Consider the following 13,066-nt stretch of genomic DNA (forward strand, 5'->3'; position numbering starts at 1 on the left):
ATCTCAGGGAATTCCTACAACATTGATTACGTTGGACGTTGAACAATCCAGCTTGATGAGGCCGCCACGGGCTATACATCCAGTAGGGTTCGAATTTGGACATTCGTTAGGAAAGCCTCATGATAAAACAACACAAATGAAAGTATTAATGGCAGCACTGGCAGAACTAAATGAAAGACAAGAGCCAGGAAATATACATGATGTACATTTTCCATCTTATTAAATAAACCAAGGGGACGTTTCTTCCGGCCTTTTTAGGCCAGAAGAAACGTCCCCTCTGTTTTAGACCGGATATACAGGGTGTTTTCGTTCTGAGAAAATGAGATATTTGGAAGAATATGCCTCGAAACGATTTACGAGTTCCTTACGTAATGAGTTTGCTGGGATAATTCCGTCAATCACCATTTCAGATGCCAAATTATAAATATCAATATCCTCTTTGTATTCCTCACGCTTTTGTTCGATAAAAGCGGCACGCTCTTCTTCTGGAAGCGCAGCAATTTTATTGGCATAAACGGCATTAACGGCTGCTTCTGGTCCCATAACTGCAATGGACGCGGAAGGTAAAGCTAGACACGCATCTGGTTCAAATGCAGGACCAGCCATTGCATAGAGACCAGCTCCATATGCTTTACGTACGATAACAGAGATTTTCGGAACACTTGCTTCAGACATCGCTGAAATCATTTTCGCACCATGGCGAATGATTCCTGCCCGTTCTACCTTTGTACCAATCATAAATCCAGGCACATCAACTAGAAATAAAAGTGGAATATGGAAGGCATCACAAAGATTAATAAATTTCGCTGCCTTATCGGCTGAATCGTGGAATAATACCCCGCCTTTAACACGCGGCTGATTGGCAATGATTCCCACAGGTTTCCCATCCATGCGGGCAAGTCCTGTTATCAGTTCGCCAGCAAAAAGTTTTTTGATTTCAAAGAAAGAGCCTTCATCAATAATCCCATTTATTAGATCAAGCATATTAAATGGTGAATTTTGATTAACTGGAATTAACTCTTCCAATGGTTTCTTCAATTGTTTAGGATCCACAGCCTCACGAACTGGCGGTTTCTCTGAAAAATTGGCTGGAAAATATGAAAGATAGTCTCTAGCCATTGAAATGGCTTCTTCTTCATTTTTCGCAAGAACATCACCACAGCCTGAAACAGAACAGTGCATGCGAGCGCCGCCCATTTCCTCCAAGGTTACATTTTCACCAATTACCATTTCAGCCATTCTTGGTGATCCCAGGTACATCGACGCATTTTTATCAACCATAATAACAATGTCACAAAAAGCTGGAATATAGGCTCCACCAGCAGCAGATGGCCCAAACAGAATACAAATCTGAGGAATTTTACCAGAAAGTTTTACTTGATTGTAAAAGATTCTTCCTGCACCACGACGCCCCGGGAACATTTCCACCTGATCTGTTATCCGCGCTCCAGCTGAATCTACCAAGTATAATAATGGCACTCGAAGTTTTTCAGCTGTTTCTTGGATTCGAATGATTTTTTCAACCGTCCTAGCTCCCCAAGAACCAGCTTTGATGGTTGAATCATTGGCCATCACACAGACTGTCTGTCCATTAATCTTTCCCATCCCTGTCACAACACCGTCTGCAGGAAGATCACCCGCCATACAGTTTGCAAATAGACCATCCTCTAGTTCAATGTCAGAATCGAATAATAATGATAAACGATCCCGGACGAACAGTTTTCCCTGCTCTTGGTTTTTCTCATGATATTTGGGAGGTCCACCCTTTTTAATTTGGTCAACTCTATCATTTAACGTTTGTTGTAGAGGTTTCATATCCACAGTCATTTTTCCTCCTCGATTCATGTAAGTTTCTTATTCCCCAATATAATTTGGAGTACGTTTCTCTTTAAAAGCCTGTAATCCTTCTAACCGATCTTTTGTTGGAATCGTCACTTCATAGGCATTTTGCTCAATGGCAAGACCGGTGTTTAGGTCAACATCATAGCCCTTATCGATTGCGAACTTTGCTTGTGTAACGGCAATAGGGCCATTCCGAACAATTTGTCCTGCAATATCTAACGCTTTATCTAGTAAACTTGCAAATGGGACCGTATACTCTACTAATCCAATTTTAAGGGCTTCATTTGCATCAATTCTTCTAGCTGTGTATATGAGCTCTTTGGCACGTCCCTTTCCTACTAATCTTGGTAAACGCTGTGTTCCGCCGGCACCAGGTATAATTCCCAGTGATGTTTCCGTTAGACCAAGCTTCGCAGTTTCAGAGGCAATACGGATATCACAAGCAAGAGCGAGTTCCGTTCCCCCGCCAAAAGCTACGCCGTTCATAGCGGCTATGACTGGTTGGGGTAATAATTCTAAAGAGTTGATAGTATCGCGAATCAAAGAAACCGTCTTCCTCACCTGAACCGCATCCATACCAGCTCTTTCTTTTAAATCAGCTCCTGCACAAAAAGCCTTCTCCCCAGCCCCTGTAATCACGATACAACGTACTGATCGATCATATTTACATCTAAGAAGTGCGTCACGGAGACCCTCTAACATCTCTATCGATAAAGCATTTGCAGCTTCTGGCCTATTTAACGTAATCATCATGATTCCGTTATCCATCTTGTTAACCACTATGGTTTTACTCATGATCTCACCTTTCTCACACAGTACTTCCAAGCGTTCCACCCAGCGCTGAGCTTGCGGCTTGAAAACTTTTACTAGGTAAAGTTCTGCCAATCTTTTCCTGAATAAATTGCGATGCATGAAGTAACTTATGCTGATCAACTCCAGTGTGAATGCCCATCCCGTGAAGCATATAAAGTAAATCGTCTGTTGCTACGTTCCCAGAGGCACCAGGCGCATATGGGCATCCTCCTAAGCCGCCAAGGGAAGAATCAAAAGTGGTAACCCCCATTTCTAATGATACTAAGATGTTGGCCAAAGCCGTTCCCCTTGTATCATGAAAATGCATGGCTAAATTATCAGCAGGAAATCTCTTCAATAAAACCTCCAAAACATCTTGAACTTGCTTTGGATTAGCCACACCGATTGTATCCCCGAGAGACAGCTCTGCAATCCCCATTTCAAATAAGTTTTCCGAAACTCTTATGACACTTTCGATTTTCACATGTCCTTCATACGGACAGCCAAATACGGTTGAAACATATCCTCTGCTAATTTTCCCTGCCATAATGGTTTCTCTAACCAAATCTCGTAACACAGGAAAAGTCTGATCAATACTTTTATTGATATTTTTCTGATTATGAGTTTCACTAGCTGACATAAACACTGCGATTTCGTCTACGTTCGATTGAAATGCCCGTTCCAAGCCACGAAGGTTTGGAACGAGTGCTGTATAGGTGACACCAGGCACTTTGGTAATGCCAGTTGCAACCGCAGTTGCATCTGAAAGTGCAGGAATCCATTTTGGATTCACAAAAGAGGTAATCTCAATATGTTTAAGTCCACTTTCTGACAATTGATTAATCCAAGCAATTTTATCATCTGTTGAGATAAAGGTCTTTTCGTTTTGTAATCCATCACGAGGACCAACCTCTTTAATCGTTACCCCTTCCGGCCACTTCATTGCTCCATCTCCTTTCCACCTTACCCAGGCTTATTCGACTACTACAATGACGTCCCCTTCATTTACAAATTCGCCCTCTGCCACTTTTACTTCTTTCACCGTTCCATCGAAATCAGCGGCAATTGGAATTTCCATTTTCATCGATTCTAAAATTACAACATCCTGACCCTCTTCTACTTGATCTCCAACTTGAACTAATACCTTCCACACACTTCCTGCCATACTTGCAATGATCTCACTCATGATAATTCCTCCTATTTTACCTTGTTTGTTTTATTCGTTTTTAAATACTTGCTGACAAAGTCTGTTGTCGTATCGCCCGAATGGAATGCTGAATGAGCAACAACTTCTTGCAACATAGGAATATTTGTTTTAATTCCTTCAATATGATAATCGGCCAATGCAGCTTGCAGGCGATTGATTGCCTCTTCACGGCTGCTGCCTTTGACAACCAGCTTTGCAATCATGGGATCATAAAAAGGAGTGACCACGGATTGACCGTGAATCGCTAATTCATGTCGAACACCCGGTCCGTCCGGCAACTCTAATTTAGTTATTTTTCCAGGTGAAGGGAAAAATGTTTTAGGATCTTCGGCATAGATTCGAACCTCAATCGCATGTCCCTCACGTTTGACATCTTCCTGAGAAAAATTCAACGGTTCACCTGCAGCAATTTGTAATTGTTGTTCGACTAAGTCTAATCCTGTAATTTCTTCTGTAACTGGGTGCTCCACCTGTAAACGAGTATTCATTTCAAGAAAATAGAAATTTTGCTCTTCATCCACTAAGAACTCGATGGTTCCTGCATTTTTATATCCAATTGATTTTGCCGCTTTGACTGCAGCCTCGCCCATCTTGGTACGGGTATTTTCAGTTATAAACGATGATGGGGCTTCTTCTACAACTTTTTGATGACGGCGCTGGATCGAACATTCACGTTCCCAAAGGTAAACGGTATTTCCAAAACCGTCTGCTAAAATTTGAATCTCAATATGTCTTGGATTTGCCACAAATTTTTCAATATACATTGATCCGTCGCCAAAGAAGTCAGTAGCCCGTTTTTGGTTCCCGGCAAAAGCTTTTCGGATTTCATCGCCGTTATGGACCACTTGCATGCCAATTCCTCCACCCCCTGCGGAGGCCTTCAGCATTACAGGGTAACCGATTCGGTCTGCCACTTCTACTGCTTCCTCTGCATCTGTCAGCGGGTAGGTAATCCCTGGGACGACAGGTACACCTGCTTCCTCCATCACTTTGCGTGATTCAATCTTACTCCCCATTTTCGAAATAACCTTTGGAGAAGGGCCGATGAAAATAAGACCTGCTTCCTCACAACGGCGGGCAAATTCAGCATTTTCTGAGAGCAGTCCATATCCAGGGTGGATTGCTTCCGCTCCCGTTTCTCGAGCGACCTCTAGAATTTTATTGATATTTAAATAGCTTTCTGCTACCCGTGATCCTCCGATTAAATAGGCTTCATCTGCGATCTTTACATGTGGGGCATCACCATCAGCTTCGGAGTAAACTCCAATCGTTGTAATCCCTAAGGCCTTGCATGTACGTATTACACGAACAGCGATTTCGCCGCGATTAGCAATTAATACTTTTTTGAACATGCCTTTTTCACCCTTTCTAGCTTCTATTAAAATAGGTTCCATACTCGAAGCTTCATTACAATGATATGTAAAAATTTACGTATTTTTTCAACTATCTTTAACTCTCATTCTTGTAAATGGAACCAGTCATTTGCCAAAAATGTTCCTGACAAATGACTCGCTCTATAACTACCTTTTAACGGATGTTTTTTCAGCAACAACCTTTTGTATTTGAAGAACGGTAGCTGGATCTTCTAGTCCTGTAATGTCGCCTTGAACCTTACCTGATACCACAATTTCCTTTAATAAGCGGCGCATGATTTTTCCGCTGACTGTTTTCGGCAGCATATCTGTAAAAATAATTGATTTTGGAGCTGCAATCTTACCGATTTGTTGAATGATTTGAGCATTTATTTGCTGCTTTAATTCTTCTGTACCCTCAAAGCCATCGGCGAGACGGACAAATACAAACGGAACCTCACCCTTAATTTCGTCAGGGATTCCAATAATCGCAGTTTCAGAAACGCCTGAACATTCTAGTACAGCACTTTCCATCTCCATTGTACTTAAACGATGTCCTGCTACATTAAACGCATCATCCGAACGGCCAACAACCCATAAATATCCGTCATGATCGATTAATGCCAGGTCGCTGGCATAATAGCAGCCATCTACTTGGCTAAAATAGGAGGCGTAATATCGCTCTGGTTCTTTCCAAAGTGTTCGGCAAAGCATAGGAAATGGTTTTCGAATAACGAGATTTCCGAGCCTTCCATGTTGAACTGGATTTCCTTCTTCATTAACAACATCCAAAACAGCACCTAAAAAGGCAGTGCCAGCAGCACCCGGTTTCATTGGTGTCAGCCAGGCTGCTCCCGCAATTGGCGACCCCGCCGTTTCGGTTTGACCCCAAGTATTATTGATATATACTTTCTTCTTTCCTAACACGTCATATGTCCAATACCATGTCTCAGGATCGAAAGGTTCTCCAACAAGAGAAATTACATCGAGACAAGATAGATCAAATTTCTCTAAAACCTTTTCTCCCATACTTTTTAACATTCTTAATGCGGTTGGGGCAGTAAATAGTTTATTCACCCTGTATTTTTCAATAATTTGATAAAAACGGTCCTTGGTTGGATAATCCACTGCTCCTTCAAAGATAACGGTTGTTACACCATTTGCTAAGGCACCTGTAATTCCCCAAATATGCATGGTTAACCAGCCGATATCCGCAGTACACCAGAAAACATCGTCATGATGATGATCCATATGATACTTGGCATATATATAGTTCTGAATGACAAAAGCCATGCCGGAATGTACAACACCTTTTGGTTTACCGGTGGTACCACTTGTATAAAAAACTATACCGCTATCATTTGCTTCGATTCTCTCAGGATCACAAACAATGCTTGCTGCTTTTGTCTGTTCATGCCACCAGTAATCTCTGCCTTCTTTCATTTGAACCTCTGAATCTAGTCGGTTTACAACAATGACAGCTTTGATAGAAGCGATTGATGGTACAACCTGGTCGACTTTTTCCTTTAGACGAATGACTTTCCCCCTGCGTTCAGTTGCGTCCGCCGTAATCAATACTTTCGGCTCAAAATTGACTAGTCTGTCCGTCAATGATTTTTCGGAATAACCTGAGAAAATTGTATTGTAAATAGCGCCAATCCGAAAACAGGCTAAAACAGAAATAATCGCTTCAGCTAAATTGGGAAGAAAAATAGCTACACAATCGCCTTTTTTTACTCCGAATGATTTAAGAACATTCGCAAAACGATTTACTTCGGCAAGAAGCATGTTATACGTGTAAAATTTACTGTCCCCGTTCTCACCCTCCCAAATCAGAGCGGTTCGGTTTCCTGCACCATTTTCGATATGCCGATCTAGCAAATTTACACTCGGGTTACTAATGCCGCCGGTAAAAAAGCGAAAATCAGGAAGTTCTCCACTTATGGTTTCTTTCCATGGTTCATACCAAACAAGTTCACGTGCTGCACGGTCCCAGAATGTTGCAGGATCTACTTGGGATTGTTTAAGAAGTTCTTGAAAAGCTTCGGTGCTTCCAATCGAGGTTGAACGCACTTTTTCTTCTGCTGGATAAATGAGTTTACTATTTGAAACGACTTGTAAAATTCCACTGATATCCATATACTGGCTCCTTTAACAATGATATTTTTTCACTTAACATCCGATTTGTTTAGCAATTACCATTCGTTGAACTTCTGATGTTCCCTCACCAATTTCCAAGAGTTTTGCGTCACGGAAGAATCGCTCAACTTGATATTCCTTCATATATCCATATCCGCCATGAATTTGAACCGCTTGGTCACATGCACGCATACAAATTTCCGAAGCAAATAACTTTGCATATGCGGCTTCCTTCTTAAACACTCGTCCTTGATCCTTTAACCAGGCTGCTTTGAAAACCATATTCCGGGCTAATTCGATATTCATGGCCATGTCAGCCAGCTTAAATTGGATGGCCTGGAAGTTGGATAGACTTTTTCCAAACTGTTTTCTTTCTTTTGCATATTGAAGAGATTTTTCATATGCTCCTTGAGCAATACCTACCGCCATGGCACCAATTCCAATTCTTCCACCATCAAGAGTAGCTAAAAATTGTTTGTAACCGTTTCCAATTGTACCTAACAGATTTTCTTTAGGAACTCTTACATTGTCCATGATAAGTTCTGTGGTGTTCGAAGCATGTAGACCCATTTTTTCGTAGTTATCAATCACAGTGAATCCTTTAGCATTAGTAGGAACAATAAATGCTGTGATACCGTTGATTCCTTTAGAGCGGTCTGTTACCGCGGTCACTGCCAGGTGCTTGGCGTAGCTTGCATTCGTAATGAAACATTTAGAGCCGTTAATGACCCACTCATCTCCATCAAGAACTGCTGTTGTTTGGGTTCCCCCTGCATCAGAGCCTGCATTTGGTTCCGTCAATCCAAATGCCCCGAAGGATTCTCCAGTACAAATGGGTGTTAAGTATTTTTCTTTTTGCTCGTGGGTACCAAATAAATTAAGTGGAGCCCCGCCTAATGAAATATGTGCGGAATATGTAATACCTGTGGATGCACAAACACGGCTAAGTTCTTCAACGACGATTGCAAAGCTGATTGTGTCTGCTTCACCACCCCCATATTGTTCAGGGAAAGGAAGACCCATGATGCCTAGCTCTGCTAATTTTGAAAATACTTCCTTAGGGAAATCCCCCGTTCGATCACGGTCATCGGCCCCTGGAGCAACCTCAGCATCGGCAAAATCCCGAATTAAATTGCGGATCATCTCTTGTTCTTTCGTTAAATCAAAATTCATTTATTTACAACCCCTTCCAATATCCTGATTGTTTTAAGTAAAAAAATATAAAAACAAACTAGTAAACTCACTTTTCTATGTACAGCCCCCCTTTCATTACTGTCTAAATTTTCTTATAATCAGAATATAACGATTAGCATTATTATGCTATGTACGTTTTCATGAATATAGTTGTAATAAATTTGTGACTTTTACACAAAAACATAAAATGGACCGAAATGTAAAAGAATTTAATTTCATAGAGGAAGAGTGATGAACGATGCAAGATACATTAACTCATCGGCAGCTAAAGTCCTTAATCCATGTGTCCAACGTAATTAATTCGAAATTAGATATTAATACCATTTTTGAATCCATCATGAGTGAAACGATATCCGTGGTTGAAGCTGCTGGGGGCGGCTCGATATGGATTTTTGACAAAAACCAGAATCGACTGATCGCAAAATCAGCGCAAGGATTATTTTATCCACATATTTTTAGGCAAATTAAACTTGTCAGCGGTGAATCCATGACAGGAATGGCTTTTGCAGCAAAAAAATGTCTTATTTTTTGGGATGAGGGGGAAGTTAAACAGGCACTTTCTACATTAACACCATATAATAGAGATTTATTAGATCAGGCTATTCCGAGTAATTTCCACTTTACCTCTGTCATTTCTTCCCCAATTTTACAAAAGGGAAAATGTATTGGGGTCATTACATTAGACTCGTTTGAACAATCATTGCAGTTTAAACAAGAGGATATTCATTTATTAGAAGCGATTGGTCACCAAGCTGCGGTTGCCTTGGAAAGATCCAAACTATTTTTTGAAAAAGAAAAAATGGTTCACACGCTTTCCCATTCCATTGAAATCCATCGAAACTTAGCTAATCTTGTTGTGAATGGAGAAGGTATTCAATCCATTTTGAATTATATACATAATACAATTGGACAGCACCTGTTTCTCTTTGATGAAATAGGAGAGCTAAGGGCTTCCGCATGTCATTCCTCATTTTCTATTGAAATGACCGAATATATGAAAGCGTATGCAAAGCAAATTATCCTAACACTAGAAAACTCACATACCGTTTCCGAAATAACATTAATAGACGATACATATCAATTAGTTGTTTTACCGCTTGGATCTAAGCAAAAGTCTCTTGGTGGTCTAATCATCCTTTCTCAACAAAAAGTTAGTAATGTGGATATCGCCGCTCTTGAACATGCTTGTACGGTCATTTCTCTTGAACTTGTAAAAGAGCAAGCGGTATTTGATACACAGCAGCGTTTAAGAGGCGAATTCGTAACCAAGCTTTTTTCAGGACAGATTGATGAGGTACTAATTCAGAAAGCAAAAAATTTAAATTTTGATCCTAACTGGAACTACGTGGCTATTATCATTAATGTTAAGGATAAAGTAAACGAGCAAAAGGTTTTTGGTGATCCCGTTATAAGAAATTTACTCCATATGACTAATATGACATTGCTTGGTAGGAACTTTCAAGTAACGGCAGTAAGGGATAAAAATCAAATTGTTGCTCTTCTCTCCTTGCACTCAAGAGTTTCTTCGTCCAACATTGTTGCTGAATTAAAAGAACTTGCAAAAAAGTTACAGTTAGAAATCAATAATAAATATAGTGAAATAGACGTGTCCATCGGCATTGGAAGAATGAAGCAAGGTCTTACCCTTATCCATGAGTCATTTGTAGAAGCGACCAAGTGCATAAAATTTCTCAAAAACTTTTCCTTTGATGATAGAGTCATTAGTTATACCGATCTTGGGGTTCAAAGGTTTATTTTACAAAATTCAGAGGAAGAATTAATTGATTTTATCCAGGAAGTTTTAGGTCCTTTAATTCAATACGAACAATCTAGAAAAGGCGAACTGTTAAGCACGCTTGTTGTTTATTTAGACCAAAATCAAAACATCAAGAAAACCGCAGAATCCTTGCATATTCATATAAATACCCTAAGCTATCGTTTAAAGCGTATTGAGGAAATTCTAGTAAGTGATTTAAATGATAGCCATTCCTTATTTAATATTCATTTAGCCATAAATATTTATCAGTTTATAAAAGATAAAGATATATTACAGAAGATTAAAAGTTAAATTACTAGAAACAGGAAAAAAAGCCCAATTATTAAAAAGAGCAAATTAGGTAATAGGGTCCGAAACGAAATGATGGATAAGTTCTATTGATTCATTTTTCTAACTACATTAATTTTTCAGTTAATATCTATAATCTCCTCTGGTAATATACTTAATAACTACCAGTTATTTCTATACTCGAAATAATAAAGTGGTAGCTATTACATACTGGGGGGAAATTTCTATGAAAAAGTTTTCAAAGGTTGTAATCCCAACCGCGATGGCATTTACCATGGCAATATCGTCTACTGCATTGGCTGGACCTCAATCAAATCCAAATGGACCTTATATTGAGGGTGAGCAAAACATCTCTTTATCCAGCTATATGTCAAATGAGGAACTAGCCAAAACGCTTAAGAACCTAGAATCTTCATCTAAAGGGAAAATGAAGTTAGAAGTTGTCGGATATTCTAACCATACATTAGATGGATATAAGACAGAAGCAGAAAAAGGAGATCCCCTTTATCTTGTCAAATTCGGTGATGCCAATCCTAACAAAAAAAGAATCTTAATTACAACGCAAATTCACGGTAACGAACAAATTGGAACAGAGGCTGCCATTGATATTATTCAAAAATTATCAAACGGCGGACAGGAAGTCGATGAAATCCTAGAAAACGTGTCCATTTGGATTATGCCAAGAATTAATCCTGAAGGATCAGATAATACATTTGAAGGAAAATGGTACCCTACTCGTTATACACACCAAACCTGGCTTCCAGAAAATATAGCTCTACCTGCAGATACATTGGCGCCTTGGTACTATAACGCAGATGGCAGTGAAAGAGGTCAGGCAAATGATGGTCGTGTGGTTTATGGAATCCCTGGTTACGACCAAAACCGAGACTACAATCCAAATTTAGATTTTAGGGTAGAAGAGGAAGATCCAGCTGAAATAGCACAATTCCTGAATAGTAGAGAAACCAACAACAGCAATTATGGCGGTTTCTATGTAACAGCCGAGGCACGTACCGTAACAAAGGTTTTTAAAGAATTTAGACCTGATGTATTTGTTGATGTTCACCACCGCGGATTTAATACCCTTTCTGACGAGGACAACAGATCTGTCCCTGTCCAAGTCGCTGCTGTAGTGGCAGACCCTTATACGGATCCGTTCACAGGTAACTACTATGAAGTCGACGCAGATGTATTGAAACTAGGGAAACAAGTTAACGCGCTTGCCAATCTTGCTCTCCAAAGAGGGAACTCTCATTATGGCGCTGTTCAAAAATATCCTGATGTTAACCTTCCAGGTACAGCACTTGGAGCGTTTGCTTTAAATGATGCTGCGATCATGTTGATTGAAATCAAAGGACAAAGCCAAACACTTGGACAAAAACAAGCCGGGATGCTAAAGGAAACAGTAAAAGTACCATTATTTGAAGTATTTAAAGGACTTGCCGACGGATCGATTCACGATGTGGATCCGGCAATTTATGACGCGATTCCAGAATCAACAAACAGAATTGAAGACCCTACAACAAGGGATTAATATCTTCTTATCAGAAAGAATATACATTGAGGCTGACCCTAAAAGTATTAGTAACCATTACTTTTAGGGTCAGCCTTTTTTGGTATTCTAAAATTGAAACTAACGTCATGTTGAGTTTTTTATCTTAACCGCAAAAAAACAAAGCACATTTACTTATTCATGCTTTGTCCCTTTACTATACTATCTTCCAAATGTTCTTATATAATCGGGTTCCTCTAATAGATTCAAACTTTCTATCTCTTTAATCACTTGAACATTTTTTGGGAGAAGTACGAGCGCTTTATTGACCACTGTAATTTCATATTCAATATCACAGACAGCTGGTACTTGTCCAATAATCTTTTGAGCCAGTTCAAATGGAACTTCCACCTGAGCGATTTTGTGACCATTCGAAACACCATTTCCGTTAGACAAAGCTTGTTTTTTACTAAGAATATGAATTTCTCCAACTTGAACTAATTTTCCTTCATCATTCTTGAAATCATATGTACGAGCAAAAATAACAACTTCCTGCCGTATCACAATACATTTCACCTCCATTAATTAACAATTCACTATCATTATATGTTCTTTATTAAGAACATTCAAGTAAAATGTCCCTCTTAGGTAAAAAGCGAAATAAACTCTCTCGTATGCAAATGAATAGTAAAAGGGAAAGATAATAAGGCTGAAGAAAAAAATCATTACGGGAAGGAAGATATCAAGTGGCAGATATGACTCTTTTTATTAAAGAAGCAACAAGTATGGTACCAATTCAAACAGTTGAAACCATTCTTATGCAAATGGATGGTATTGAAAGAGCCTTGGTTGATACAGAGGATGGTGAGGTGAAAATTACTTATAATGAAAATCAGGTTGCTCAGGAGAAAATTATTAGTAGGATTCAAGAGCATGGATTACACCTTTTAGAATAGGTGCTAAAAAGGCAAAACCGCCACATT

General features: G+C 39.5%; 12 protein-coding genes. 4 read left to right on the forward strand and 8 right to left on the reverse strand.

From position 1 onward, the window contains the following. Positions 1–31 precede the first annotated feature (31 nt). A complete protein-coding gene (locus QFZ28_RS19200; protein ID WP_307196136.1) occupies positions 32–223 on the forward strand; it encodes a hypothetical protein in 192 nt (63 codons plus the stop codon). 59 nt (positions 224–282) lie between these two features. Here QFZ28_RS19200 and QFZ28_RS19205 read toward each other — a convergent pair whose 3' ends face one another. From QFZ28_RS19205 to QFZ28_RS19235, 7 genes are all read right to left on the reverse strand, one after another. After that, positions 283–1,815 carry an acyl-CoA carboxylase subunit beta gene (locus QFZ28_RS19205; RefSeq protein WP_373428151.1) on the reverse strand — a complete coding sequence of 511 codons (1,533 nt, stop codon included), beginning with the start codon at positions 1,813–1,815 and terminating at the stop codon, positions 283–285. A 39-nt stretch (positions 1,816–1,854) separates the two neighbouring features. Continuing rightward, on the reverse strand, positions 1,855–2,637 hold the full coding sequence (locus QFZ28_RS19210; RefSeq protein ID WP_307196138.1) for an enoyl-CoA hydratase: 783 nt from the start codon (positions 2,635–2,637) through the stop codon (positions 1,855–1,857). 13 nt (positions 2,638–2,650) lie between these two features. Next, positions 2,651–3,577, reverse strand: coding sequence for a hydroxymethylglutaryl-CoA lyase (locus QFZ28_RS19215; RefSeq protein WP_307196139.1), 927 nt, complete (start codon positions 3,575–3,577; stop codon positions 2,651–2,653). A gap of 30 nt (positions 3,578–3,607) precedes the next feature. Next, positions 3,608–3,820 carry an acetyl-CoA carboxylase biotin carboxyl carrier protein subunit gene (locus tag QFZ28_RS19220; RefSeq protein WP_307196140.1) on the reverse strand — a complete coding sequence of 71 codons (213 nt, stop codon included), beginning with the start codon at positions 3,818–3,820 and terminating at the stop codon, positions 3,608–3,610. An 11-nt stretch (positions 3,821–3,831) separates the two neighbouring features. Further along, positions 3,832–5,193, reverse strand: coding sequence for an acetyl-CoA carboxylase biotin carboxylase subunit (locus QFZ28_RS19225; protein WP_307197076.1), 1,362 nt, complete (start codon positions 5,191–5,193; stop codon positions 3,832–3,834). A 168-nt stretch (positions 5,194–5,361) separates the two neighbouring features. Continuing rightward, on the reverse strand, positions 5,362–7,332 hold the full coding sequence (locus QFZ28_RS19230) for an acetate--CoA ligase (RefSeq protein WP_307196141.1): 1,971 nt from the start codon (positions 7,330–7,332) through the stop codon (positions 5,362–5,364). A 33-nt stretch (positions 7,333–7,365) separates the two neighbouring features. Further along, positions 7,366–8,505 (reverse strand): acyl-CoA dehydrogenase, encoded by a 1,140-nt coding sequence (locus QFZ28_RS19235; RefSeq protein ID WP_307196142.1) that lies wholly within the window; start codon positions 8,503–8,505, stop codon positions 7,366–7,368. 259 nt (positions 8,506–8,764) lie between these two features. On the opposite strand from QFZ28_RS19235, the gene QFZ28_RS19240 reads away from it, so the two are divergent. Then, positions 8,765–10,594 (forward strand): helix-turn-helix domain-containing protein, encoded by a 1,830-nt coding sequence (locus QFZ28_RS19240; RefSeq protein ID WP_307196143.1) that lies wholly within the window; start codon positions 8,765–8,767, stop codon positions 10,592–10,594. A 223-nt stretch (positions 10,595–10,817) separates the two neighbouring features. Next, the gene (locus QFZ28_RS19245; protein ID WP_307196144.1) at positions 10,818–12,125 is read left to right on the forward strand and encodes a M14 family zinc carboxypeptidase; all 1,308 of its coding nucleotides are present in this window, start codon (positions 10,818–10,820) and stop codon (positions 12,123–12,125) included. A 180-nt stretch (positions 12,126–12,305) separates the two neighbouring features. On the opposite strand, the gene QFZ28_RS19250 is transcribed toward QFZ28_RS19245, so the two are convergent. Then, positions 12,306–12,647: a hypothetical protein gene (locus QFZ28_RS19250; protein ID WP_307196145.1), complete on the reverse strand. Its 342-nt coding sequence runs from the start codon at positions 12,645–12,647 to the stop codon at positions 12,306–12,308. A gap of 191 nt (positions 12,648–12,838) precedes the next feature. On the opposite strand from QFZ28_RS19250, the gene QFZ28_RS19255 reads away from it, so the two are divergent. Continuing rightward, positions 12,839–13,039, forward strand: coding sequence for a heavy-metal-associated domain-containing protein (locus QFZ28_RS19255; RefSeq protein WP_307197077.1), 201 nt, complete (start codon positions 12,839–12,841; stop codon positions 13,037–13,039). Positions 13,040–13,066: the final 27 nt, after the last annotated feature.

This window comes from Neobacillus niacini (assembly GCF_030817695.1).
Taxonomy (GTDB): domain Bacteria; phylum Bacillota; class Bacilli; order Bacillales; family Cytobacillaceae; genus Neobacillus; species Neobacillus niacini_F.

Coding starts and splice junctions, on each gene's coding strand:
- QFZ28_RS19205 (WP_373428151.1), bottom strand. CDS start 1,815: ATGAAACCTCTACAACAAACGTTAAATGATAGAGTTGACCAAATTAAA.
- QFZ28_RS19210 (WP_307196138.1), bottom strand. CDS start 2,637: ATGAGTAAAACCATAGTGGTTAACAAGATGGATAACGGAATCATGATG.
- QFZ28_RS19215 (WP_307196139.1), bottom strand. CDS start 3,577: ATGAAGTGGCCGGAAGGGGTAACGATTAAAGAGGTTGGTCCTCGTGAT.
- QFZ28_RS19220 (WP_307196140.1), bottom strand. CDS start 3,820: ATGAGTGAGATCATTGCAAGTATGGCAGGAAGTGTGTGGAAGGTATTA.
- QFZ28_RS19225 (WP_307197076.1), bottom strand. CDS start 5,193: ATGTTCAAAAAAGTATTAATTGCTAATCGCGGCGAAATCGCTGTTCGT.
- QFZ28_RS19230 (WP_307196141.1), bottom strand. CDS start 7,332: ATGGATATCAGTGGAATTTTACAAGTCGTTTCAAATAGTAAACTCATT.
- QFZ28_RS19235 (WP_307196142.1), bottom strand. CDS start 8,505: ATGAATTTTGATTTAACGAAAGAACAAGAGATGATCCGCAATTTAATT.
- QFZ28_RS19240 (WP_307196143.1), top strand. CDS start 8,765: ATGCAAGATACATTAACTCATCGGCAGCTAAAGTCCTTAATCCATGTG.
- QFZ28_RS19245 (WP_307196144.1), top strand. CDS start 10,818: ATGAAAAAGTTTTCAAAGGTTGTAATCCCAACCGCGATGGCATTTACC.
- QFZ28_RS19255 (WP_307197077.1), top strand. CDS start 12,839: ATGACTCTTTTTATTAAAGAAGCAACAAGTATGGTACCAATTCAAACA.